Raw genomic sequence first — 24,900 nt, 5'->3', positions numbered from 1 at the left:
CCTTCAAGCAGATTTCGGGATGAGTCGCTCAAACAGCGCCTCCAATGTATTAAAGCGCTCTTCGGCGCGTTCCATCGGCACCATGAACTTGAACAGCGTAGCCCCTTCGAACTTGTAGCGGTTGGGCTGGCCCTGAATCAGCTTGATCAGTACCAGCGGGTCCACCGGGGTTTGCGCCTCAAACTCGATGCGCCCGCCCTGAGGGCCGGCGTCGACCTTCTTGATCCCCAACTGCTCGGCCTGCAATTTGAGCAGGGTCAGGCGCACCAGGTTCTTGGTCGGTTCCGGCAACAGGCCGAAGCGGTCGATCATCTCCACTTGCAGGTCTTTTAGGCCTTCTTCGTCGGTCGCCGATGCAATGCGTTTGTACAGGATCAGCCGTGCATGGACATCCGGCAGGTAGTCTTCGGGAATCAACGCCGGTAAGCGCAGGTTGATTTCCGGGCCGCCACCGAGGGGTTGATCGAGGTTCGGCTGCTCGCCCTTGCGGATGGCTTTCACCGCTCGTTCGAGCATTTCCATATAAAGGGTGAAACCCACGGCCTGGATTTGCCCGCTCTGGCCGTCGCCCAGCAACTCGCCGGCGCCACGAATTTCCAGGTCGTTGGTGGCCAGCACAAAGCCGGCCCCCAGGTCCTGGGTATTGGCGATGGCTTCCAGGCGCTTCTGTGCGTCGGAGGTGATTTGCTGGCGCGGTGGCGTCAGCAAATAGGCGTAGGCCTGGTGGTGACTGCGCCCGACCCGGCCGCGCAACTGGTGCAACTGCGCCAGGCCGAACTTGTCGGCGCGCTCGATGATGATGGTGTTGGCGCTCGGTACGTCGATGCCGGTCTCGATGATGGTCGAGGCGATCAGCACATTGAAGCGCTTGTGGTAGAAGTCGCTCATCACCTGTTCGAGTTCGCGCTCGCGCATCTGCCCGTGGCCGATGGCGATCCTCGCTTCCGGCACCAATTCGGCAAGGTCGGCGGCGCATTTCTCGATGGTTTTTACGTCGTTGTGCAGGTAGTAGACCTGGCCGCCACGGAGCAACTCGCGCAGCAGGGCTTCCTTGACCGTGCTTTTGTTCTGCTCCATGACGAAGGTGCGCACCGACAAGCGCCGCGCTGGCGGCGTGGCGATAATCGAGAGGTCGCGCATGCCCGACACGGCCATGTTCAGCGTTCGCGGGATTGGCGTGGCGGTGAGAGTAAGGATGTCGACCTCACTGCGCAGGGCCTTGAGCTGTTCCTTCTGACGGACACCGAAGCGGTGTTCTTCGTCGATGATCACCAGGCCCAGGTTCTTGATCTTCACATCGTCCGACAGCAGCTTGTGGGTGCCGATGACGATATCGATCTTGCCTTCGGCCAGATTGGCAATGGCCGCATTCACTTCCTTGGTCGACTTGAAGCGACTCATCACTTCCACGGTCACCGGCCAGTCGGCAAAACGGTCGCGAAAGCTGTTGTAGTGCTGCTGAGCGAGCAGGGTAGTGGGTACCAGGATCGCCACCTGGCGACCGCCATGCACGGCAATAAAGGCGGCGCGCATCGCCACCTCGGTCTTGCCGAAACCCACGTCGCCGCAGACCAGGCGGTCCATCGGCTTGGGCGCGAGCATGTCGACGCGCACGGCGTCGATGGTGGTTTGCTGGTCTGGAGTTTCTTCGAAGGCGAAGCCGGCGCTGAAGGTCGCATAGTCGGCTTTTGGATCGGCGAAGGCATAGCCTTCGCGGGCCGCACGGCGGGCGTAGATATCCAGCAGCTCGACGGCGACGTCGCGCACTTGTTCGGCGGCCTTGCGCTTGGCTTTCTGCCAGGTTTCGGAGCCCAGGCGGTGCAACGGCGCCAGGGCGTCGTCGCTGCCGGTGTAGCGGGCAATGAGGTGCAGGTTGGCGACCGGCACGTAGAGCTTGGCGCCCTCGGCATATTCCATCGTGAGGAATTCGGCGACCTGGTTGTCGATTTCCAGGGTCTGCAGGCCCAGGTAGCGGCCGACACCGTGATCGATATGCACCACCGGCGCGCCTTCGCGTAGCTCGGTGAGGTTTTTGATCACCGCGTCATTATTGCCGTCAGCACGTTTTTCCCGACGGCGACGCTGCATCACCCGCTGACCGAACAGCGGGCTTTCGGCAATCAGCGCCAGGGCCGGATCATCCAGCAGCAAACCTTCGTCCAGCGGGGCGATGGTGATCGCCAGGCGCTCTTTGCCGGCAATGAAATCCGGCCAGCTGTCGACGGTTTTCGGCCGCAGCTTCAAGCGTTCCAGCAGCTCCAGCAGAACTTCACGCCGGCCGGCGGATTCGGCGGTAAACAGCACGCGGCCGGGGAAGTCAGCGAGGAAATTGGACAGGGCTTCCAGTGGCTGGTTGGCCTTGGCTTCGATGGCCAGGTTCGGCAAGGCTTGCGCCGGGAAGCGTTCGCGGCCGACGCCGGTATCCACATCCTGCTGGCTGGCGACCACTCGTGGCCAATTTTTCAGCCGGGCGAAGCAGTCTTCCACCGGCAGGAACAGCTCGGCTGGTGGCAATAAAGGCCGGGAGGGATCGACGCGGCGTTCTTCATAACGGTTGCGCACGTCATTCCAGAAGTTCTCCGCGGCCTGTTCGATGCCCGGCAGGGAGAACACCTGGGTGTCCTGGGGCAGGTAGTCGAAGAGGGTGGAGGTTTCGTCGAAGAACAGCGGCAGGTAGTACTCGATACCGGCAGGGGTAATCCCGCTGCTCAAGTCCTGGAAAATCGGGCAGCGGCGGAAGTCCACGTCAAAGCGCTCGCGAAAACGCGCCTTGAAGCGGGTGACGGCGTCTTTTTGCAGTGGGAATTCCCGAGCTGGCAGCAGCTTGATCGACTGCACCTTATCGATGGACCGCTGGTTTTCCGGGTTGAAGGTGCGCAGGGTTTCGATTTCGTCGTCGAACAGGTCGATCCGGTACGGCAGTTTGCTGCCCATCGGGAACAGGTCGATCAACGCTCCGCGTACCGCGAATTCGCCATGCTCGTACACCGTGTCGACGCAGCGATAGCCGCTGGCCTCAAGCCGTGTGCGCATTTGCTCGACGTCGAGCTTCTGGCCGATATCCAGCACCAGGCTGCTGCCCAGCAGGAACTTGGTCGGTGCCAGGCGGTGCAGGGCAGTGGTGATTGGCACCACCAGCACGCCATGAGCCAGTTCCGGCAGCCGGTACAGGCTGGCGATACGCTGGGAGATGATGTCCTGGTGCGGCGAGAACAGATCGTAGGGCAGGGTTTCCCAGTCGGGAAAGTGCAGCACCGGCAAGTCCGGGGCGAAGAAACTCAGCTCCTGTTCCAGCCGTTCGGCGCTTTGGCTGTCGGCGGTCAGCAGCAAGGTGAAGCGCTTGGCAGCGCTGGCAGCCTCGGCAATCGCCAGGCTCAGGGCTGCACCAGGGAGATTGCCCCAGTGCTGTTTACCTGCCGCGGCAGGGAGTAGCGGTAGACGCAGAACGGGCACGGAAGGTTGAGCTCCAAGCGTTGCGACAAAGTCGGTAATTGTAACGGCCTCGGGTGCCGCCTGTCAGTTGTAGACTGTGCCTAATACGTATTGAGGGAAATGTAGTGGCTAAGACAAACAATGGGGTCATTTAGCTCAATATGTAGTGCCGGATTAGCCATATGTTTCGGAGGGTTACGGACAAGTGGCCAAGGGCTCTCGCTTTGGGGGTGTCCTGAAAGCCGCGTATTTACTGGGCTGGCGCGGGGTGTGTGTTTTTCGCAAAGGGTTTTGTTGTGGCGCGCGCATTGCTCAGAGGGCGACTGGGCGGCATAATGTAGCCCCTTTTTTCAGCCCCTACATGTGGAAGGTTCCCGTGACTCAGAAGCCCGACCAGTGTCTTGGTGAATGGATCGACCGTGAAGCACTTGCGGAAGCGATGATTCCACTTATCGGTCAGCTATACCGCAATAACGGCGTGGTTAGCTCGATCTATGGCCGCAGCCTGATCAACCAGTCAGTCATCGCGATTCTCAAGGCTCATCGCTTTGCTCGCCACCGTCAGTCTGACGATGTCGAACTTTCCGTCCACGAAACATTCCCTCTGCTTAAAGCCATGAGCGAGCTCAAGCTCGGCGCGGCTTCGGTGGATCTCGGTAAATTGGCCGTCAAGTTCAAGGCCCAGGGCAATGGCCGAACTGCCGAGCAGTTCGTCCGTGAAGAAATGGCCGATGTGGTTGACCAGCAGGGCGCTTGCGCCCGTAAAGGCACCGACGTTGTCCTGTACGGTTTCGGTCGTATCGGCCGCCTGCTGGCGCGCATCCTGATCGAAAAAACCGGTGGCGGCGACGGCCTGCGCCTGCGTGCCATTGTTGTGCGTAAAGGTGCCGACAACGACCTGACCAAGCGCGCAAGCCTCTTGCGTCGCGATTCGGTACACGGTTCGTTCAACGGCACCATTACCATCGACGAAGAAAACAACACCATCACCGCCAACGGTAACCTGATCCAGGTGATCTACGCGAAGAACCCGACCGAGGTGGATTACACCCAGTACGGCATCAAGAACGCACTGCTGGTGGACAACACCGGTGTGTGGCGTGATGCCGAGGGCTTGGGTCAGCACTTGGCCTGCCCGGGTATCGACCGCGTTGTTCTGACCGCGCCTGGCAAAGGCAAGCTGAAGAACATCGTTCACGGTATCAACCACGCTGAAATCACCGCTGACGACAAGATCGTGTCTGCCGCTTCCTGCACCACCAACGCCATCGTGCCGGTGCTCAAGGCTGTGAATGACAAGTTCGGCATCCTCAACGGTCACGTCGAAACCGTTCACTCGTACACCAACGACCAGAACCTGATCGACAACTTCCACAAGGGCGATCGCCGTGGCCGTAGCGCCGCGTTGAACATGGTGATCACTGAGACCGGTGCTGCCACTGCCGCTGCCAAGGCTCTGCCTGAGCTGGCTGGCAAGCTGACCGGTAACGCGATCCGTGTGCCGACGCCAAACGTGTCGATGGCTATCCTCAACCTCAACCTTGAGAAGCCAGCCACCCGTGAAGAGATGAACGAGTACCTGCGCTACATGGCGCTGCACTCTGATCTGCATAAGCAAATCGACTTCGTCAATTCCCAGGAAGTGGTCTCCACCGACTTCGTTGGCTCGCGCCATGCTGGCGTGGTGGACGCTGAAGCGACCATCTGCCAAGGCAACCGCGCTGTTCTGTACGTCTGGTACGACAACGAGTTCGGTTACAGCTGCCAGGTGGTTCGCGTGATGGAAGACATGGCCGGGGTCAACCCGCCAGCGTTCCCGCGCTAAGCATCAGCGGTAAATGAAAACGCCCCGATTAGTCGGGGCGTTTTTTTATCTGCGATTTAACCCCTTAGCGAGCTATAGCGGCCTCTGCGGTGCGCACTTCATGGCGATTACCCTTGAACAGCACCAGAGTTGCAACCAGCCCCAACACCGCCGCACCACTGAGCCAGATCCCCGGTGCTGCTTTGTTGTCCAGCACATGGATCAGGTAGGTACAGGCCGCCGGGGTAAAGCCGCCGAAGGTCGCGGTCGCCAGGCTGTAGGCCAGGGAGAAGCCGGTTGTACGCACTTCTACCGGCATGATTTCGGTCAGTGCTACGACCATGGCGCCGTTGTATGAGCCGTACAGGAACGACAGCCACAACAAGACAATCAGCAGGTGCGTAAAACTCGGGTTGGCTACCAGCCAGGACAGCGCCGGGTAAGCGGTGAGGATTGCCAGAATGGTCGCGCCCAGCAGCAGCGGTTTACGGCCGATCTTGTCGGACACCGCACCCATCACCGGCAGCCAGATGAAGTTGGAGATGCCGACGCACACGGTTACCAGCAGCGCGTCGAAGTCCGACAAGTGCAATTCGGCCTTGCCGAAGGTCGGGGTGTAGGCGGTGATCAGGTAGAACGACACGGTAGTCATCACCACCAGCGCCATGCCAGCGAGCACAATGCCGAAGTTCTGGCCGATGGATCGGACGATTTCCCGCAGGGTAGGGCGGTGTTTGCGGGCCTGGAATTCCGGTGTTTCTTCCAGGGAACGACGAATCACGAAAATCACTGGCACGATCAGGCAACCGATCAGGAACGGCACGCGCCAGCCCCAGTCACCCATTTCTTCCGGGCTTAGCCAGTGGTTCAGGCCGACGCCCAAGAGGCCAGCGAATACCACTGCGGCTTGCTGGCTAGCGGACTGCCAACTGACAAAGAAGCCCTTGCGGCCGGGTGTGGCGATTTCCGCCAGGTACACCGACACACCTCCCAGCTCGACACCGGCAGAGAAGCCTTGAAGCAGGCGGCCAAACAGCACGATCAACGGCGCGGCCACTCCCAGGGTGGCGTAGCCTGGAACGCAGGCAATCAGCACCGTACCGGCAGCCATCATTGCCAGGGTGATCACCAGGCCTTTTTTACGGCCGTGACGGTCGATGTAGGCACCGAGGAAAATCGCCCCCAGCGGGCGCATCAGGAACCCGGCACCGAAGGTGGCCAAAGACAGCATCAATGAAGCGAAGGCGCTGTCGGTAGGGAAGAAGGTCTTGGCAATGGCTGTGGCGTAGAAGCCGTAGACCATGAAGTCGAACATTTCAAGGAAGTTGCCGCTGACAACGCGAAAGATCGCCTTGCCTTTGCCCGTGGTGGTGGACATGTCGTTTACTCAACTGGCTATCTTGTTGGAAATCCCTGGTTGCTACTCGTCCTGGCTGCAAAGTCTTGGCACGAGGCTGCTCTGAACAGTTTTGTAACGATATGTGTATCTCGCGGTGCGGGCAACAAAAACCGTTAGCAAGCTGGCTAATTACCGCTGCTGCTGTTTTTTCTGGAGCGATATCGCGGGCGGCTGAATGCCGCATAATGGCCAGTCCTGAAGCTGTGTTTGAGTACAGGCTCAGTCAGTTCGATAGAGATAAGGTTTGATGCCCATGGGCGGTTTACGCGATGTAGTGGTTGTTTGTTTGGTAATGCTTACGGGTTGTAACGCTGCCCAGACCCTGGAAAGTTTTGGCGGCCCAACCATGGGCAGCACCTATTCGATCAAGTACGTCCGCGGCCCCGGTACGCCGGAACCAGCCGAGGTCCAGCGGCAGGTGGAAGCTATTCTCGGCGAGGTCGATCGGCAGATGTCGACCTACCGCAGTGATTCCGACATCGAGCGTTTCAACGACCTGCCGGCCAACAGCTGCCAGCGGATGCCGGAGCCGATCCTGCATCTGGTGCGCACGGGCGAGCAATTGTCCCAGGCCAGCGATGGTGCTTTCGATCTGACGGTCGAGCCTTTGATGAGCCTCTGGGGCTTCGGTCCCCAGGCTCGGGAGATAAAAATTCCGGACGCCACGACCCTTGCCGATGCCCGCCAACGTGTCGGCCACCAGCATTTGCGCATCGATGGCAATCAACTGTGCAAGGACGCCGCCGTTGAGGTGGACTTCAACAGTATCGCCGCCGGTTACGCGGTAGACCGTATCGCCGAGCGGCTGAACCAGTTGGGCATCCGCGACTACCTTGCTGAAGCCACCGGCGAACTCAAGGCTGCTGGCCGCAAGCCCGACGGATCAACCTGGCGCGTGGGCCTGGAAGAACCCCGCGACGACCAGCAAATCGCCGAGCGCATCATCGCCGTGGATGGCTTCGGTGTGTCGACATCGGGTGACTATCGCAATTATTTCCAGCAGGATGGTCGCCGGTATTCCCATACCCTGGATGCCCGTACTGGCGCGCCGATCTCCCATCAGTTGGCGTCGGTCACGGTGCTGCAACCGTCGGCGTTGATGGCCGATGGCCTGTCGACAGTGTTACTGGTACTGGGGCCTGAACAAGGCTGGGAATACGCAGAAAAACACCAGATTGCGGCATTTTTTGTGATGCGCGAGGGGACTGGTTTCGTCACACGCAGCAACAAGGCCTTTGAGCTATTGACGGCGCCCAAGCCATAACAAGCATTGTGTAGTAAAGGCAAAACTGGCCTACGACGCGACCAAGGGTTAATGTGCGCGGCGCTGAGGCTTATATAGACTGTGCCCTGGTTCACACACCTGAGCCACATTGATCCTTCATGACCGCTGGCCGCGGCATGATTTAGCCAGGCGCCCAACCGTGCGCCTGGCCTGTTCTGAGGAGTACGCATGGCTGTCTACAACTACGACGTGGTGGTACTGGGTTCCGGCCCAGCTGGAGAAGGTGCGGCGATGAACGCCGTGAAAGCAGGGCGCAAGGTGGCGATGGTCGATAGCCGTCGCCAGGTTGGCGGTAACTGCACCCACCTGGGTACCATCCCGTCCAAGGCCTTGCGTCACTCGGTGCGCCAGATCATGCAGTTCAACACCAACCCGATGTTCCGGGCCATTGGTGAGCCGCGCTGGTTCTCGTTCCCGGACGTGCTCAAGAGCGCTGAAAAAGTCATCGCCAAACAAGTCGCCTCGCGTACCGGCTACTACGCCCGCAATCGCGTCGATCTGTTCTTCGGCACCGGCAGCTTCGCCGATGAGCAAACCATCGAAGTGGTCTGCGCCAATGGCGTGGTCGAAACACTGGTGGCCAAGCACATCATCATCGCCACTGGCTCGCGTCCGTACCGCCCGGTCGATATCGATTTCCACCACCCGCGTATCTACGATAGCGACACCATTCTTAGCCTGGGCCACACCCCGCGCAAACTGATCATCTATGGCGCCGGCGTGATTGGCTGTGAATACGCCTCGATTTTCAGCGGCCTGGGTGTACTGGTGGAGCTGGTGGACAACCGTGACCAGTTGCTGAGCTTCCTCGACTCGGAAATTTCCCAGGCGTTGAGCTATCACTTCAGCAACAACAACATCACCGTGCGCCACAACGAGGAATACGACCGCGTTGAAGGCCTGGATAACGGTGTGATTCTGCATTTGAAGTCCGGCAAGAAGATCAAGGCCGACGCCTTGCTCTGGTGCAACGGCCGTACCGGCAACACCGACAAGCTGGGCATGGAGAACGTCGGGGTCAAGGTCAACAGCCGTGGCCAGATCGAGGTGGACGAGAACTATCGCACCTGCGTGACCAATATTTACGGTGCCGGTGACGTGATCGGCTGGCCGAGCCTGGCCAGTGCCGCCCACGACCAGGGCCGCTCGGCCGCTGGCAGTATTGTCGACAACGGCAGCTGGCGTTACGTCAACGATGTGCCGACCGGGATCTACACCATTCCCGAGATCAGCTCCATCGGCAAGAACGAGCACGAGCTGACCAAGGCCAAGGTGCCTTACGAAGTGGGCAAGGCGTTCTTCAAGAGCATGGCTCGCGCACAGATCGCCGGTGAGCCCCAGGGCATGCTGAAGATACTGTTTCACCGCGAGACTCTGGAAGTCCTTGGCGTGCATTGCTTCGGCTACCAGGCCTCGGAGATCGTGCACATCGGCCAGGCGATCATGAACCAGCCGGGTGAGCAAAATACCCTCAAGTATTTCGTCAACACTACGTTCAACTACCCGACCATGGCTGAAGCTTATCGAGTAGCGGCTTACGACGGCCTCAACCGGCTTTTTTGAGCGGCTCCGGCCGGTGGCCTGAGCCGGCCGGGGAGACCGATTTCAGTAATTCCCGAGGGTGGCAGTGGCCAAACCGGGAAAGTCTGTAATCAGGCTATCTACGCCGAAGTCGGCGAGCCTGCGCATCAGCGCTGGTTCGTTGACTGTCCACACGGACACGTGCAGCCCTTGGCGCTGGGCTTTGGCCAGACGCTCAGGGGTGCACAACGTCCAGTTCAACGCCAGAATCTCACAGCCATAGCTTTGCGCGACCTTCAATGGGTCGAGCCAGGCGTATTCGGCGACCAGCCCGCGAGACAGGTCCGGGGTGAGGTCCAGCGCCGCTTTCAATACTTCCCGCGAGCTTGAGGTCACCGTGACCTTGTCCATCAAGCCAAAGCGCTGAGCCATTTCCCTGATCGCCAACACTGTGGTGGCGGCGCGGGTGCGTGAGGCGCTTTTGACTTCCAGTTGCCAGTGGTCGAAATCGCACTGTTCGAAGAGTTCTTCCAGGCGCGGAATCGGGCACGGATTGACCCAGCCAGGGCCGCCCTTGCGTGCGTCGATCTTCACAAGGTCAGCCGCCGAATACTCAACCACTTTGCCGCGTCGCTCGGCAGTGCGCTTGAGGGTGGGGTCGTGGATGACCATCAACTCGCCGTCCATGGACAGGTGCAAGTCCAGTTCGCAGCGTCGAACGCCGTGCTTGAGGCATTCCTGAAAGCTGGTCAGGGTGTTTTCCGGTGCTTCGCCTTTGGCACCGCGGTGGCCATAAATCAGGGTCACAATTGCTCCTTTACGCCAGGCGTCCTGGCGGGATGAATGGCACAGCGTGCCAGACGGTATTCGAATTCAGGTGTCTTGGGCTTCGCTTTGTTCCCGTGCCAGGCGTCGCTCCTGGGCCTGCTTCTGCAGGATATAGCGCGCCAGTAGCTGGCGTTGGGCGTCGGTCATGGCTTCGAATTCGGTGCCAACGTCAAAACGGTCCCCCCTGGCATCGCAATGGGTGACTTTGGCCCGCAGCAGCAGGCCCAGCGCCTGGGGCATCAGCACCAGCTTGACCGCCACATGACTGTCGGGTGCCAGCGCCGTGGGGTGCTGGAACTCGATGCCACCTTCGGAGATGACCACCGGCTGCGGTGCGCCGATCTCGCCCAGCAGGCTCTGCGCCATGACCTGGCTGAGCAGGTCCATGCGTTTGTTCTGCACTTTGAGGAACGCGGCCAGGGTGCGGTCGCGCTCGCCGATCTGGCGCAGCAGGTGCTGGGATTCGAATTCACTCAGGTGCAATTCGCTGAGCAGATTGAACAGTTGGGAATCATCCAGCAACATTTCCTTGCTCTGCGCTTGAGCGGCAGACAGGCTGCTGATTTGGAGTGCGATCATGTCGTCGATACGGTAGTATTCGCGGCGATCTTCTTCATCTAATGTCGACATGGCGAACCCAAGGTAGCGGTGATGGTCTGAGTGTAAAGCTGCTTACCTGACCCCGCCACAAGGACGTCTTCTTTTCCTTCGAACAAGCCCCGACATGTTCAGACCTCTCTTCGTATTTATTGGCACGCGTTATACCCGTGCAAAGCGTCGCAATCATTTTGTGTCGTTCATTTCCTTGACCTCGATGATCGGACTCGCCCTCGGCGTGGTCGTGATGATCGTGGTGCTTTCGGTGATGAACGGCTTCGATCATGAGATGCGCACCCGCGTACTGGGCATGGTGCCCCACGCGACCATCGAAACCGGTGAACCCATCAGTGACTGGCAAAGCCTGGCCGCCAAGGTCAAGCAGAACCCGAAAGTGCTGGCGGTTGCGCCCTTTACCCAGATGCAGGGCCTGTTGACCAACGACGGCAAGGTGCAGAAAGTCCTGCTCAATGCCATCGATCCGACCCAGGAACGCAACGTTTCGATCATCGATAACTTCATGCAACAGGGCAAACTGGACGACTTGTCGCCCGGCAGCTTCGGCATTGTTATCGGCGACAGGGCCGCGGCCAAGCTCGGCGTGGGTATCGGCGACAAACTGACCTTTGTCGCCCCGGAAGTTACCGTGACCCCGGCCGGCATGTTCCCGCGCATGAAGCGTTTCACCGTGGTCGGCGTGTTTCACGTCGGCGCCGGCGAGATAGACGGCTTCCTCGGCCTGACCAACCTCACCGACCTGGCGCGCCTGCACCGCTGGAAGCCTGACCAGGTCCAGGGCCTGCGCCTGAAATTCAACGACCTGTTCGACGCGCCACGCACTTCATGGGAAATCGCCCAGCACTTGGGCGAAAGCCAGTTCTACGCCCGCGACTGGACCCGTACCCACGGCAACCTCTACCAGGCCATCCGCATGGAAAAAGCCATGATCGGCCTGCTGTTGCTGCTGATCGTCGCGGTTGCCGCCTTCAACATCATCTCCACCCTGGTGATGGTGGTGAACGACAAGAAGGGCGATATCGCCATCCTGCGCACCCTTGGCGCCACGCCGGGCCAGATCATGGCGATCTTCATGGTCCAGGGCACGGTGATTGGCGTGGTCGGTACCTTGATCGGTACGGCAGTGGGGATTTTTGCCGCATTGAACGTCAGCGCCGCCATCGCCGCCCTGGAAACACTGATCGGCCACAAGTTCCTCAACGCCGACGTCTACTTCATCGACTACTTGCCGTCCCAGGTGCAGAGCCAGGACGTGTTGATGGTTGGCGGCGCCGCGTTGGTCCTGAGTTTCCTTGCCACCCTGTATCCAGCCTGGCGCGCGGCACGTACCCAGCCAGCGCAGGCTTTACGTTATGAGTGAATCGGGCATGAGTGAAAAAGCAATCCTGAGCTGCCGCAACCTGGGCAAATCCTACGAGGAAGGCCCGGAATCCGTGGTGGTGCTGTCCAACCTGCAACTTGAACTGCATCCGGGCGAGCGCGTCGCGATCGTCGGCAGTTCCGGGTCCGGCAAAAGTACCTTGCTCAACCTGTTGGGCGGTCTTGATACACCATCCCAGGGCAGCGTCTGGCTGGCCGGTGAAGAGCTGTCGGCCTTGAACGAGAAGGCGCGCGGCCAGTTGCGCAATCGGTCGCTGGGTTTTGTGTACCAGTTCCACCACTTGCTGCCAGAGTTCACCGCCCTGGAAAACGTCTGCATGCCGCTGTTGATCGGCAAGACCGCTATTCCTGAAGCTCGCCAGCGGGCCACGGCGTTGCTGGAGCGGGTTGGCCTGGGTCATCGTCTGGAGCACAAACCGTCGGAATTGTCCGGCGGCGAGCGCCAGCGTGTGGCGATTGCCCGCGCCCTGGTCAACAACCCAGGCCTGGTGATGCTCGATGAGCCCACCGGTAACCTCGACTCCCACACCGCCCAGGGCATCAAGGACTTGATGCTGGAACTGAGCACCCAGATGCGCACAGCGTTCCTGGTGGTGACCCATGACATGAGCATGGCCCGGCAGATGGACCGCGTGTTGCACCTGCAGGAAGGTCATCTGGTCGCCATCTGACCTGTGTCAAACCCGGGCGCCCGCGCCCGAGTTCTCTATTTTTTCAACGGTGCCCGCGAATGTTCAGACCGTTATCGATTTTCATCGGCACGCGCTATACCCGCGCCAAGCGCCGCAACCGTTTTGTTTCGTTTATCTCGATGACCTCGATGATCGGCCTCGCCCTTGGCGTGCTGGCGATGATCGTGGTGTTGTCGGTAATGAACGGCTTCCAGCGCGAAATGAGCACGCGCATCCTCGGCATGGTGCCTCATGCCACCATCGTTGGCGTCAATCCGATCAGCGATTGGCAGCCGGTGGCCGCTGCCGCGATGAAAAACCCCGAAGTGACCGCCGCCGTGCCGTTCACCGAAATGGAAGGCATGCTGTCCTATAAGGGGTCGATGCAGCCGATCCAGATCAGCGGCGTTGATCCGGCCCAGGAAGGCAAGGTCTCCATCGTTGCCCAGCATATTGTCCAGGGCCGTCTTGATGATCTGAAGCCTGGCGAGTTCGGTGTAGTGATCGGCGAGATCACTGCTCGGCGCTTTCGACTGAATGTCGGTGACAAACTGACGCTGATCGTCCCGGAAATCAGCAGCGCTCCCGGTGGCATCACCCCGCGCATGCAGCGTTTAAATGTGGTCGGTGTGTTCAAGGTGGGTGCCGAGCTGGATGGCTCCATGGCCTTGATCCACGTCGCCGATGCCGCGCAGATGCAGCATTGGGAGCCGAACCAGGTGCAAAGCGTGCGCCTTGCCGTGAAAGATCTGTATGCGGCGCCCAAGGTTTCGGCGGACATCGCTGCCAGCCTCGGCGCAGACTACAAGGCGGACGACTGGACGCACACCCAGGGCAGCCTCTTCAGCGCGATGAAGATGGAAAAGACGATGATCGGCCTGCTGTTGCTGATGATCGTCGCCGTTGCCGCCTTCAACATCATCGCCACCTTGATCATGGTGGTGAACGACAAGGGCGCAGACATCGCGATCCTGCGTACCATCGGCGCCACGCCCCGGCAGATCATGGCGATCTTCATGGTCCAGGGCACGGTGATCGGTATTGTCGGTACCTTGATCGGCGGAGTACTCGGTGTAATTGCGGCGCTGAATGTCAGTGAGCTGGTGGGTTGGATGGAGCGGGTGACGGGGCAGCACATCTTCAGTTCCGATGTGTATTTCGTCAGCAACCTGCCTTCGGAGCTGCAAGGTGGCGATGTGCTGCTGATTTGCGGTGCCGGATTTGTGTTGAGTTTCCTTGCGACGATTTATCCGGCGTATCGAGCGGCGAAGATTGAGCCGGCGCATGCGCTGAGGTATTCCTGACTTGATCGTTAGGCTGTCTTGGGCAGCTCAATGACAAACCTTGTCCACCCAGTGCCTGATTCACACCGAATCTGCCCGCCATGGGCCCGCACAATTGACTGGGTAATTGCCAGTCCAAGCCCGGCATGTTCACTGCTCCCCTCATGCCGGGCCGGGTCCGCCCGGTAGAACCGATCAAACAACCTCGGCAGCAATGTCTGGGGAATGCCTTGCCCGGTATTTTCCACACTCAGTGTCACACCTTGGCTGGCCTCGTTCATCCTGACTCTGACCTCGCCACCCTGCGGGGTAAAGCGCAGCGCGTTATCCAGCAGGTTGGACAGTGCACGGCGCAGCATGCTTCGATCGCCCGCCGTGCTGGCGGTACCGTCCCGAAGCAAACTTATTTGAGTGTCCTCCGCCAGCGGCGCAAAAAACTCCAGCAACGCATCGACTTCATCGCCCAACGCCAAGGGTTCGCGCTTGGGAACCAGCAACCCATGGTCCGCCTTGGCCAGGTACAACATGTCATTGACCAACTGTGCCATCCACTGCAGCTCTTCCAGGTTGCTGTGCAGCGCCTCGCGGTAATCCTCCAGAAGCCGGGGCTGGGTGAGGATGACCTGAGTGTGGGTCAGCAGGTTCGACAGCGGCGTGCGCAGTTCATGGGCGATGTCGGCGGAGAACGCCGAGAGTCGCTGGAAGGCATCGTCCAGGCGACGGAGCATGGCGTTGAAGGCCTGGGCCAGTTCCGCCAGTTCTACGGGCATTTGTTCTTGAGGCAGGCGCTGGGCCAGGGAGTGTGCGGACACGCTGCCTGCCACTTCGCTCATCTGGCGCAAGGGGCGCAACCCACTGCGGGCTGCCCAGGCGCCGAGCAGGGCGGTGGCCAGGGCCGATAGCCCGACGGTCAGCCAAATCAGGTGCTGCATACGTTGCAGGAAGTGTTGGTGGTGGGTGATGTCGAGCATTAGGGTCAATTGTGGGGAGCCAGCGTTGCCAGGCACGAGCGTTGCGTTATACACGCGGTAGTCCGTTCCAGCGTTTTGCAGGCTATGCAGGCCGGGGGCTGCTGGCAAGTCGAGGGGAATTGCCGGCGAACTGTCGAACCAGCGCTGCCCATCGGCGGCGTTGATCCGCAGGGACAGGTCGGGTTGGTGGCTGAGCTCCTCTCGAAGTGCAGTTTCCCGTTGGGCAAATAGCTCAGGCGTGTCGGCGCCTTGCAGCCCGCTGCGCAGGGCCACCAGCTTGCCGTCGAGCAACTGCTGATCCAGTTCGATAAAGTGCGTCTCACTGGCATGGTTGAACAGCACGCCCGCCAACAGTGAGACCACGGCCGTACACGCCGCAAAGAGCAGCGCCAGGCGGCTGGCCAGGGAAATTCGCTTCATCAACTGACCCGCTCCTCAAGCACATACCCCATGCCGCGCACGGTATGAATCAGCTTGTTGGGGAAACTATCGTCGACTTTCAGGCGCAGCCGGCGGATAGCTACTTCGATGATGTTGGTGTCGCTGTCGAAATTCATGTCCCAGACCTGGGAAGCAATCAGCGACTTGGGCAACACCTCGCCTTGGCGTCGCAAGAGCAGTTCCAGCAGGGAAAACTCCTTGGCCGTCAGGTCGATGCGCTGGCCATCCCGCTCTACCCGACGGCGAATCAGGTCCAGGCGCAGGTCGGCCAGTTGCAGGCTGGTTTCCTGGGGCGCGCTGCTGCCACGGCGCAACAGGCTGCGCACCCGTGCCAGTAGCTCGGAGAAGGCGAAGGGCTTGACCAGGTAATCGTCGGCCCCCAACTCCAGGCCGCGGACCCGGTCGTCCACGGCGTCTCGTGCGGTGAGGAACAGCACTGGGATGTCGAGCCCGGCGCTGCGCACTGCCTGGAGGATTTGCCAGCCATCACGGCCCGGCAACATCACATCGAGGATCAACAGGTCGTAGTCGCCGGTTAGCGCCAGGTGCTGGCCGGTGGTGCCGTCGGCCACCAACTCGGTGTTGAACCCAGCTTCGGCGAGGCCCTGGCGCAGGTAGTGACCGGTTTTCGGTTGGTCTTCGACGATCAGTAGTTTCATGGGTGGCTCATGGCAACGGGTAACAGCAGGCTTTATACCGTGAGCGCCACGGAGCAGGCGCAACCTGACAAAGTTGTAATCTAACAGTCAGCTGGCTGGCAGCGGCGCATCCGTAGAGTTTTCCATAGGCTAATTCCAAACTTTCTGGAGAATGAACATGTTTTTACGTAAATCCTGGCTGTTAGCGGGCTGCTTGCTGGTGTTGAGTGCTCCAGTCCTGGCATCTGGGGCTCACACCTATGCTTTCGGCGCGGCTGCGCCTGCCACCAAGGCCACGCGTACGGTGGAGGTGGTGCTACAGGACAATTCCTTTTCGCCCAAGTCCCTCGATGTAAAGGCCGGTGAGACCGTGCGCTTCGTACTGGTCAATAAAGGCCAGTTGCTTCATGAATTCAATCTCGGCGACGCGGCCATGCACGCCAGTCATCAGAAGGAGATGCTGGAGATGCAGGCCAGCGGTATGTTGACGGCGACGGGCGTGAAGATGGGCAATATGGACCACAGCACCATGGGCCATGGCAACATGGGCGGCATGAAACACGACGACCCCAATAGCGTGCTGGTGGAACCAGGCAAAACCGCCGAGCTGACCTGGACTTTCAGCAAGGCTGGTGCCTTGGAGTTTGCCTGTAACATCCCCGGGCACTATCAGGCGGGCATGGTGGGCAAGCTCACCGTCAGCCAGTAAGCACCTGGCGTTCAAAGGCGGGAGCAAAGGCTGGTAGACTGGCGGGGTTTATTTAGCCAGGTTTCCGCCATGCATCCCGCAGCCGAACATTCGCCGCTGGGCAAGTCCAGTGAATACATTTCTACCTATACCCCTTCATTGCTGTTCCCGATTCCCCGTGCCGCCAAGTGGGCCGAGCTCGGCCTGAGCGCCGACACGCTACCTTACAAGGGTGTGGATTTCTGGAACTGCTTTGAGTTGTCCTGGCTGTTGCCGTCCGGCAAGCCGGTGGTGGCTATCGGTGAATTCAGCATCCCGGCCGATTCGCCAAACATCATCGAGTCGAAATCGTTCAAGCTCTACCTCAACTCGCTGAATCAGACGGCGTTTGTCGATACGCAAAGCCTTGAGGCTACCTTGCGTACGGACTTGGGCACCGCCGCCGGAAAACCGGTTGGCGTGCGAATCCGAAGCCTTGGCGATGTGGAAGCCGAAGGCGTGGGCAGTCTGCCAGGCGTGTGCATTGATGATCTGGATATCAGCGTCAGCAACTACGAGCATCCGCGTCCGGAACTGTTGCGTTGTGATGAGTCGCGCATTGTGGAAGAGAGCGTTCACAGTCATCTGCTCAAATCCAACTGCCCGGTGACCAGCCAGCCTGATTGGGGCAGCGTGGCGGTGGAGTACCGCGGCGCGGCGTTGGATCACGCCAGCCTGCTGGAATACCTGGTGAGCTTTCGCCAGCATTCGGACTTTCATGAACAGTGTGTGGAACGGATCTTCCTGGATTTGCAGCGCTTGCTGAAACCGGAGAAATTGACGGTGTATGCACGGTATGTGCGTCGGGGTGGGTTGGATATCAATCCGTACCGCAGTACCGAGGCGGTGGAGTTCCAGAACTTGCGTCTGGCCCGCCAGTAACACTGGAAAGCCCCGCTTGATCGCGGGGCTTTTTGTGTCAGATCCCGATATTGCCCAGGGTCAACACGATGTTGCGCAAGGTCCCTGCAATGGCTGGGTGTTCCAGTTCAAAACGTTCTACCGCGAGGTTCACGCCGTCGGCGAGGCTGGGATTCTGGGTGGTATTTTCGAGGTTCAGTTCCAGCTCAATCTGAGCCATCAACTCTTGCAGATTTTCACGCTCGGCTTCCGACAGCGGCGGATTCTGCTCCAATTGCTCGCGCAGGGTATTGAGCTGTTCTTGCAGTTCGCGGGCAGGCATGGCGTTCTTCCTTTTATCGATAGGCATTGGCATAGACCGCGGCACGCCGATAAAGGTCTATGGTCTGGCCTGTAGATTAATCCACTCCCGCGTGCAGTGCATGATCTTGATCAATCTGCCGCTCAGGGTTTCTCGCCCTTGAGCAGCCGCAGGCTGATATCCGCGAGGCAAGTACCCAACTCGCCCAAGTGATCGATTACCGAGTGCACCCCCAGTCCGTAAAGCGCCATCGTTGCCTTGGCGCGTTTGTGCTCGCGCTCCTGCTCGCTCAGCGCCTGCCATTGTGCAGGGGAGAGCCCGCACAGGGAGCCACACGACGCCAGGCCTATGGTCCAGAGCCCGGCGTTGAGCCCCGACTGCAGCAGGCGTGGTTCGCCGCTGACCAGAACGCAACCTTCCAGGCGTTCGATGTTCAAGTCCATCAAGGCTTGCCAGCAGGCGTGGGGTGCGGGCCAGCGGGTGGTAGCGGGCGTCGCTCCTTTAATCCAGCGAGGCAGCACGCCGGCCAGGGGCGTGGCGACGGCTACCGGTAGTTCATCCAGCCAGGCGCAGGGGATGCCTTGTTCTTCTAGGGATTGCAGGATCTTCAAGGCGCCGGGGGTGGCGTGGGTTTCGGTGCCGGGAGCGATGTCGGCGCGGGCCAGGGAACCAAAGTCCACCAGGCAGCCACTCAGGCCAAACAGTACGGCGGTCAAGGACGGGGCGCTGGCGACAACAATCTCGGCGTGGGGCATATCGACGTCCCTGAAATAGCAGTGACGCTATCGGACGTGGGTGACAGGCAGGTTACATCAATTCCAATTGTAGGGATTTTGTACATTTTATGAATGACATTTCCCTAAGGCTGCCTAATCTAACACTTCCGTCATATACTGACGCCTAATTCAGGGCATAGCGCCCGTGACAGATCATTCAAGGAGTTCAAGCTATGCGCTGGAGCCATTGTCTAGCTCAGCTATCCGTGTGTGCCAGTGTCCTGCTGGTTCCTTTTGCCGCCCAGGCCGCGGAAGACGATCCATGGGAAAGCGTCAACCGCCCGATCTTCACCTTCAACGACACCATTGATACTTATGCCCTCAAGCCTTTGGCTCAAGGCTATCAGTGGATCACCCCGCAGTTTGTTGAAGACGGTGTCCACAACTTCTTCCGCAATATCGGCGACGTCGGCAACCTTGCCAATAATGTGCTGCAACTCAAACCCCACGCCGCTGGCGTCGATACCGCCCGTTTGCTGGTGAACACCACGTTCGGCGTGCTGGGCGTCATCGATGTAGGCACTAAAATGGGGCTGCAGCGCAATGACGAAGACTTCGGTCAGACCCTCGGCTACTGGGGCGTCGGCAGCGGTCCGTATGTAATGCTGCCGCTGCTGGGCCCAAGCACCCTGCGTGACGCGCCGTCCAAGTATGTGGACAGCTTCACCGAACCGTACCGCTACATGAATGACATTGGGTGGCGCAACAGCACCATGGGTCTCGACATCGTCGACACCCGTGCCAGCCTGCTGTCTGCTGAAAAGCTTATCAACGGCGACAAATACACTTTCATCCGCAATGCCTACCTGCAGAACCGCGAGTTCAAGGTAAAAGATGGCAAGGTTGTGGACGATTTTTAAGGTTTAAGCCTTAAATGAAAAAGGCGGCCTTCGGGTCGCCTTTTTTGTATGTGCTGATTTCAGTCCATCTTCAGGATCGACAGGCCGAGCTTCTGTTGGCCATCATCCAGTTTCTGTACCCACACCACTTCGGTGTCAGCCTCCAGGCCTTTGAGTGCGGCATGCTCGGAGTCGATGCGTACGCTTACCTTGTCCCCGATCTTGAATAGCTGTGGCGCCTGCACCTGCATTCCCGAGCTGGAAAGGTCCACGCATGTGGCGGCAATGACTTGCCCTGCATGGATAAGAGATACCTCAGCATCCACCCGCATGCGAATGAAATCACGCTTCTCAGCGTAGTCACGCTCGTTTCCGCTCATAGGTTTCATCCTTCCATTGCGTTGTGGTTTTGTCTGTTCTTATAACTCCCGGTGATTTGCGATGTAAAGACGTCTGGCGACCATCGGCATGAGCTTGAAACCCCTGGCGGATGGGAGTACCGTCTGCGCCTTAGAAGGGCACCTCTGCTTTACCTTTGTGCGTGGGTTAAAAACTCATGTTTTTGTAGGACAGAGAGGCTAGAAAGCGAATCCAGTAGTGTGAGCCAGGCCAAAGCCTGTCTGCCTACGCCAACCTAATTCTGGCGCCGTTTGCCCACATGCAGAAAACCAGTGCCACGCTGCTGATAATCGATGACGACGAAGTAGTGCGTGCGAGCCTCGCGGCCTATTTGGAAGACAGTGGCTTCAGCGTCCTGCAGGCCAGCAATGGCCTCCAGGGTCTTCAGGTGTTCGGGCGCGACAAGCCCGACCTTGTGATCTGCGACCTGCGCATGCCTCAGGTGGGCGGTCTCGAACTGATCCGCCAAGTCACCGACCTTTCCCCGCAGACGCCGGTCATTGTCGTGTCGGGTGCTGGCGTGATGAACGATGCTGTCGAGGCCTTGCGCCTGGGCGCCGCCGATTACCTGATCAAACCCCTGGAAGACCTGGCGGTGCTGGAGCACTCGGTGCGCCGTGCGCTTGATCGTTCGCGCCTGCTGCTGGAAAACCAGCGCTACCGCGAAAAGCTGGAAACCGCCAACCGAGAACTCGAAGCCAGCCTGAACCTGCTCCAGGAAGACCAGAACGCCGGTCGCCAGGTGCAGATGAACATGCTGCCGGTCAGCCCGTGGACCATCGACGAGTTCCAGTTTGCCCACCAGATCATCCCGTCGCTGTATCTGTCGGGTGATTTTGTCGACTACTTCCGCGTTGATGAGCGGCGTGTCGCGTTCTACCTGGCTGATGTTTCTGGCCATGGTGCATCTTCTGCGTTCGTGACCGTGTTGTTGAAGTTCATGACCACACGGCTGTTGTTCGAATCCAAGCGCAACGGTACCTTGCCAGAGTTCACTCCTTCGCAAGTGCTGGGCCACATCAACCGAGGCCTGATCAGCTGCAAGCTGGGCAAGCACGTGACGATGGTGGGCGGCGTGATTGATGAAGAAACGGGTCTTCTGACCTACAGCATTGGCGGTCACCTGCCATTGCCGGTTTTGTATACTCCGGACAGTGTTCGTTATCTGGAAGGGCGTGGTTTGCCAGTGGGCTTGTTCAATGAAGCCACCTACGAAGACCACGTATTGGAACTGCCGCCGACCTTCAGCTTGACGCTGATGTCCGATGGCATTCTGGACCTTTTGCCAGAGCCTACACTCAAAGAGAAAGAAGCCGCCTTGCCTCAACGGGTCAGGTCGGCGGGCGGCAGCCTGGATGGCCTGCGGCAGGTTTTTGGATTGGCCACGCTGGGGGAGATGCCGGATGATATCGCCCTACTGGTGTTGAGCAGGAATCTTTGATGAGTACCGGAAGAATCCAGTTCGCCGAGCAAGACGGGACCTTTGTCCTGAAATTTGTCGGTGAAGTGCGTCTGACCTTGTGTTCGGCGCTGGATGCGACGATTGAGCGGATTTTCACTGCCCTGAACTTCTCGGCGATCGTGATCGATCTGACCGAAACCCGCAGCATCGATAGCACCACCCTTGGGCTGTTGGCCAAGTTGTCCATTCTGTCTCGGCAGAAGGTCGGACTGCTGCCGACCGTCGTTACCACCCATGAAGACATCACCCGGCTCTTGCAGTCCATGGGCTTCGATCAAGTGTTCAACATTGTTGATCGCCCGATCCCGTGCACGGAATGCCTGACCGACCTGCCGTCCCAGGATCAATCCGAGGAAGTGGTACGGATCAAGGTGCTGGAAGCTCACAAGATCCTGATGGGCTTGAACGACTCCAATCGCGAGGCGTTCCACGACCTGGTGAATGCGCTGGAGCGGCATTGATCTTATAGAATTGCAGCCACGAAAAAGGGCGGGCCCGCGAGGGTGCCGCCCTTTTTGCCTTCGCTTTTACAGCTTTGCGGTCAACAGCACTTCGAGTTTTTCCTGGTCACGAGCAAACTGACGGATGCCCTCGGCCAGCTTCTCGGTGGCCATCGCATCTTCGTTGGATTCCCAACGGAACTGCGCTTCGGTCATATGCACACGAGCTTCACCGGCATGGCCCGGCGCCAGTTTGCGCTCCAGTTTGCCATTGTCGGCTGCCAGCTTCTCCAGCAGGTCGGGGCTGATGGTCAGGCGATCACAACCGGCCAACTCCTCGATCTGGCTCAGGTTGCGAAAGCTCGCACCCATCACCACGGTCTTGTAACCATTTGCCTTGTAGTAGTTGTAGATGCGCGTTACTGACTGCACGCCCGGATCATCGGTACCGGTGTAGTCGTTGCCATTAGCCTTTTTGTACCAGTCGTAAATACGGCCCACGAATGGCGAAATCAGGAATACGCCCGCTTCAGCACAAGCCACGGCTTGGGCGAAGGAGAACAGCAGAGTCAGGTTGGTCTGGATGCCTTCTTTTTCCAGCTGTTCGGCGGCGCGGATGCCTTCCCAAGTGGACGCGATCTTGATCAGCACGCGGTCACGGCCAATGCCGGCCTTTTCGTACAGGTCAATCAAGCGATGTGCGCGCTTGAGCACCGCATCGGTATCGAACGACAGGCGCGCATCCACCTCGGTGGAAATACGGCCGGGTACTACTTTCAGAATCTCTTGGCCGACGGCTACTGCAAAACGGTCGCTGGCCAGGCCGACGTCGCCATTGCAGTCAGCAACGCACTCGTCCAGCAACTTGGCATAACCCGCAATGGACGCTGCCTTAAGCAGCAGCGAAGGGTTGGTGGTGGCATCCACCGGCTTGACGCGAGCGATAGCTTCGAAGTCGCCGGTATCGGCAACCACAGTGGTCATTTGCTTGAGTTGTTCCAGCTTGGAAGTCATGGGCGTGCTCTGTCCTATGGGTCTGATGACATTACCCGAGCGCCGACAGCCGCTCAAGGGCGCGAATGCGTTCAACGGCCCACAGCGGCAACAACCTGAAAACGGTTGTTTGAATGGCGGGCCTTGCTGGTAAATAAGAGGGCAAAAGGCGGGACAGGTTCAACCCAGCGACGATTCGCCTAAAGGAGTGATTAGCCAGGGATGGCCATGACTCCCCACACAATCTCGGCCAACCCAGCCCTTGTGGCGAGGGAGCTTGCTCCCGTTGGGGTGCGAAGTGCCCCAATTGAGCGACTGCGCTCCGTCAGGCTTCCGGGCTGTTCAGTTACCGCCCCTCCAGCAGCTCCGCCGCCTGATCCAACAAGGCCAGCGGATCGCTGGCCTTGTGAATATCCACCGACAACAACTGCCGAAACTTCCGCGCCCCCGGGAAGCCCGTGCCCAACCCCAGCACGTGACGGGTAATGTGATGCATCGAGCCGCCTATCGCCAGATGCTCTGCTATATAAGGCCGCAACTGCGCCAACGCCTCGGCCCGACTGATCACCGGCGCCGTAGCCCCAAACAGCCGCTGATCCACTTCGGCCAGCACATATGGGTTGTGATAGGCCTCGCGGCCCAGCATTACCCCGTCAAACGTCTGCAAATGCTCCTCACACTCCTCCAGCGTCTTGATCCCACCGTTGAGAATAATCTCAAGCTCGGCAAAATCGCGTTTCAATTGCGCCGCCACGTCATAACGCAACGGTGGGATGTCCCGATTCTCCTTGGGCGACAACCCCTCCAGAATCGCAATCCGCGCATGCACGGTAAAGCTGGTGCAGCCCGCGTCCTTCACTTGCCCGACAAAATCACACAGCTCAGGATAACTGTCCCGGCCATTGATCCCGATCCGATGCTTCACCGTCACCGGGATCGATACCGCATCACGCATCGCTTTCACGCAATCTGCTACCAGAGCCGGGTGAGCCATGAGGCAGGCGCCGATCATGTTGTTTTGTACGCGGTCGCTGGGGCAGCCGACGTTGAGGTTGACCTCATCGTAACCAGCGGCCTGGGCCATGCAAGCGCAGGCAGCTAGGTCCGCCGGGACGCTACCGCCCAGCTGCAAGGCGAGCGGGTGTTCGGCATCGTTATGGCGCAGGAAACGCTCGTGGTCGCCGTGGAGGATGGCGCCGGTAGTGACCATCTCGGTGTAGAGGAGGGCGTGTTTGGAGAGTAGGCGTAGGAAGAAGCGGCAGTGGTGGTCGGTCCAATCCATCATCGGGGCGACGGAGAAGCGACGGGAGAGTGAAGCAGTTTGTAGGGACATTGGGGGATCTGAATCAGAAAGGCGAAGGATCGCAGTTTATCAGGGATGAGGTGGTGGTGTTGGGAGAGGCCTATTGTTCTGGCCCGGTGCATTCTTGGTCCACTGTTCCGCCAGCGTCATCACTTGGAGCGGGGGCGTTGCTGTAGGTCGCCTGTGCTTGGCGCTGTGCTGACTTATGTATAGGGGGAGCCTCTCGGTACGATTGTGCTGAAAGGCCGCTAACTTGTAGCTGTATTACAAGTCAATTCGGGTCCGAAGCGTGCGGTTTGTAGGCGGAGTGGCCCGATGCAAAAAAGATTGAGGAGGGTGGTTGACCGCAGGATTTAATCCTGTATTATTCGCCTCCCGCTAACGAGAGATCGGAAGCGCAAGTGGTTGAAGTTACAAGGGAAACTTTGAAAGCTTCTTAAAATAACCGCTTGACAGCAACAGAGGCTGCTGTAGAATGCGCCGCTCGGTTGAGACGAAAGATCTTAACCAACCGCTCTTTAACAACTGAAT

The 24,900-nt window shown here is 59.2% G+C and carries 22 protein-coding genes; 11 read left to right on the top strand and 11 right to left on the bottom strand.

The window, feature by feature from the left end:
- Positions 1–3: 3 nt before the first annotated feature.
- Positions 4–3,453, bottom strand: coding sequence for a transcription-repair coupling factor (gene mfd, locus ACZRJ6_RS00110; RefSeq protein ID WP_463969966.1), 3,450 nt, complete (start codon positions 3,451–3,453; stop codon positions 4–6).
- Positions 3,454–3,793: 340 nt separating this feature from the next.
- Between mfd and ACZRJ6_RS00105 the strand changes: the two genes are divergently transcribed.
- Positions 3,794–5,257 carry a glyceraldehyde-3-phosphate dehydrogenase gene (locus ACZRJ6_RS00105; protein WP_463969967.1) on the top strand — a complete coding sequence of 488 codons (1,464 nt, stop codon included), beginning with the start codon at positions 3,794–3,796 and terminating at the stop codon, positions 5,255–5,257.
- Between the two features lie 64 nt (positions 5,258–5,321).
- Here ACZRJ6_RS00105 and tcuC read toward each other — a convergent pair whose 3' ends face one another.
- Positions 5,322–6,614 (bottom strand): tricarballylate/proton symporter TcuC, encoded by a 1,293-nt coding sequence (tcuC, locus tag ACZRJ6_RS00100; protein ID WP_463969968.1) that lies wholly within the window; start codon positions 6,612–6,614, stop codon positions 5,322–5,324.
- Positions 6,615–6,927: 313 nt separating this feature from the next.
- Between tcuC and ACZRJ6_RS00095 the strand changes: the two genes are divergently transcribed.
- Positions 6,928–7,899, top strand: coding sequence for an FAD:protein FMN transferase (locus ACZRJ6_RS00095; protein WP_463969984.1), 972 nt, complete (start codon positions 6,928–6,930; stop codon positions 7,897–7,899).
- Between the two features lie 189 nt (positions 7,900–8,088).
- Complete coding sequence (gene sthA / locus ACZRJ6_RS00090) at positions 8,089–9,483, top strand: Si-specific NAD(P)(+) transhydrogenase (protein WP_463969969.1); 1,395 nt, start codon at positions 8,089–8,091, stop codon at positions 9,481–9,483.
- A 42-nt stretch (positions 9,484–9,525) separates the two neighbouring features.
- On the opposite strand, the gene ACZRJ6_RS00085 is transcribed toward sthA, so the two are convergent.
- Both ACZRJ6_RS00085 and ACZRJ6_RS00080 read right to left on the bottom strand, forming a co-directional pair.
- Positions 9,526–10,248, bottom strand: coding sequence for a glycerophosphodiester phosphodiesterase (locus ACZRJ6_RS00085; RefSeq protein WP_149412903.1), 723 nt, complete (start codon positions 10,246–10,248; stop codon positions 9,526–9,528).
- Positions 10,249–10,314: 66 nt separating this feature from the next.
- Positions 10,315–10,899 (bottom strand): PilZ domain-containing protein, encoded by a 585-nt coding sequence (locus ACZRJ6_RS00080; RefSeq protein ID WP_463969970.1) that lies wholly within the window; start codon positions 10,897–10,899, stop codon positions 10,315–10,317.
- Between the two features lie 94 nt (positions 10,900–10,993).
- On the opposite strand from ACZRJ6_RS00080, the gene ACZRJ6_RS00075 reads away from it, so the two are divergent.
- The 3 genes from ACZRJ6_RS00075 to ACZRJ6_RS00065 are packed head-to-tail and all read left to right on the top strand — an operon-like array spanning position 10,994 to position 14,239.
- Entirely contained in the window at positions 10,994–12,244 is a 1,251-nt protein-coding gene (locus tag ACZRJ6_RS00075; protein ID WP_463969971.1) for a lipoprotein-releasing ABC transporter permease subunit, read from the top strand.
- Positions 12,245–12,251: 7 nt separating this feature from the next.
- Entirely contained in the window at positions 12,252–12,935 is a 684-nt protein-coding gene (gene lolD, locus ACZRJ6_RS00070; protein ID WP_463969972.1) for a lipoprotein-releasing ABC transporter ATP-binding protein LolD, read from the top strand.
- A gap of 59 nt (positions 12,936–12,994) precedes the next feature.
- Entirely contained in the window at positions 12,995–14,239 is a 1,245-nt protein-coding gene (locus ACZRJ6_RS00065; RefSeq protein WP_350614572.1) for a lipoprotein-releasing ABC transporter permease subunit, read from the top strand.
- An 8-nt stretch (positions 14,240–14,247) separates the two neighbouring features.
- On the opposite strand, the gene ACZRJ6_RS00060 is transcribed toward ACZRJ6_RS00065, so the two are convergent.
- Together ACZRJ6_RS00060 and ACZRJ6_RS00055 are read right to left on the bottom strand one after the other, a co-directional pair.
- Complete coding sequence (locus ACZRJ6_RS00060; protein ID WP_463969973.1) at positions 14,248–15,609, bottom strand: heavy metal sensor histidine kinase; 1,362 nt, start codon at positions 15,607–15,609, stop codon at positions 14,248–14,250.
- Positions 15,609–16,289: a heavy metal response regulator transcription factor gene (locus ACZRJ6_RS00055; RefSeq protein ID WP_463969974.1), complete on the bottom strand. Its 681-nt coding sequence runs from the start codon at positions 16,287–16,289 to the stop codon at positions 15,609–15,611. Before ACZRJ6_RS00055 ends, ACZRJ6_RS00060 begins: the two co-directional genes overlap by 1 nt.
- Positions 16,290–16,446: 157 nt before the next feature.
- On the opposite strand from ACZRJ6_RS00055, the gene copI reads away from it, so the two are divergent.
- Both copI and queF read left to right on the top strand, forming a co-directional pair.
- On the top strand, positions 16,447–16,977 hold the full coding sequence (gene copI / locus ACZRJ6_RS00050) for a copper-resistant cuproprotein CopI (protein ID WP_463969975.1): 531 nt from the start codon (positions 16,447–16,449) through the stop codon (positions 16,975–16,977).
- A gap of 69 nt (positions 16,978–17,046) precedes the next feature.
- Positions 17,047–17,877 (top strand): NADPH-dependent 7-cyano-7-deazaguanine reductase QueF, encoded by an 831-nt coding sequence (gene queF / locus ACZRJ6_RS00045; protein WP_463969976.1) that lies wholly within the window; start codon positions 17,047–17,049, stop codon positions 17,875–17,877.
- 37 nt (positions 17,878–17,914) lie between these two features.
- Here queF and ACZRJ6_RS00040 read toward each other — a convergent pair whose 3' ends face one another.
- Positions 17,915–18,178, bottom strand: a complete 264-nt coding sequence (locus tag ACZRJ6_RS00040) for a DUF4404 family protein (protein WP_133101578.1) — start codon at positions 18,176–18,178, stop codon at positions 17,915–17,917.
- Between the two features lie 122 nt (positions 18,179–18,300).
- Positions 18,301–18,912, bottom strand: a complete 612-nt coding sequence (locus ACZRJ6_RS00035) for an HAD family phosphatase (protein WP_463969977.1) — start codon at positions 18,910–18,912, stop codon at positions 18,301–18,303.
- A 194-nt stretch (positions 18,913–19,106) separates the two neighbouring features.
- Between ACZRJ6_RS00035 and ACZRJ6_RS00030 the strand changes: the two genes are divergently transcribed.
- Positions 19,107–19,793, top strand: a complete 687-nt coding sequence (locus ACZRJ6_RS00030; protein WP_463969978.1) for an MlaA family lipoprotein — start codon at positions 19,107–19,109, stop codon at positions 19,791–19,793.
- Positions 19,794–19,852: 59 nt separating this feature from the next.
- Here the strand turns inward: ACZRJ6_RS00030 and ACZRJ6_RS00025 are convergent, their stop codons facing one another.
- Positions 19,853–20,152, bottom strand: a complete 300-nt coding sequence (locus ACZRJ6_RS00025; RefSeq protein ID WP_133101575.1) for a PilZ domain-containing protein — start codon at positions 20,150–20,152, stop codon at positions 19,853–19,855.
- A 278-nt stretch (positions 20,153–20,430) separates the two neighbouring features.
- On the opposite strand from ACZRJ6_RS00025, the gene rssB reads away from it, so the two are divergent.
- Both rssB and rssC read left to right on the top strand, forming a co-directional pair.
- Positions 20,431–21,612, top strand: coding sequence for a two-component system response regulator RssB (gene rssB, locus ACZRJ6_RS00020; RefSeq protein WP_149412914.1), 1,182 nt, complete (start codon positions 20,431–20,433; stop codon positions 21,610–21,612).
- A complete protein-coding gene (gene rssC, locus ACZRJ6_RS00015) occupies positions 21,612–22,094 on the top strand; it encodes an anti-sigma factor antagonist RssC (RefSeq protein ID WP_133101573.1) in 483 nt (160 codons plus the stop codon). Before rssB ends, rssC begins: the two co-directional genes overlap by 1 nt.
- A 66-nt stretch (positions 22,095–22,160) precedes the next feature.
- Here the strand turns inward: rssC and tal are convergent, their stop codons facing one another.
- Together tal and dusA are read right to left on the bottom strand one after the other, a co-directional pair.
- Positions 22,161–23,087, bottom strand: a complete 927-nt coding sequence (gene tal, locus ACZRJ6_RS00010) for a transaldolase (protein ID WP_133101572.1) — start codon at positions 23,085–23,087, stop codon at positions 22,161–22,163.
- A gap of 325 nt (positions 23,088–23,412) precedes the next feature.
- Complete coding sequence (gene dusA / locus ACZRJ6_RS00005; RefSeq protein ID WP_463969979.1) at positions 23,413–24,399, bottom strand: tRNA dihydrouridine(20/20a) synthase DusA; 987 nt, start codon at positions 24,397–24,399, stop codon at positions 23,413–23,415.
- Positions 24,400–24,900: the final 501 nt, after the last annotated feature.

Source organism: Pseudomonas sp. C321, from assembly GCF_055407105.1.
The sequence above is the reverse complement of the archived record's forward strand: the minus strand, read 5'-3'. Positions and strand labels throughout refer to the sequence as shown.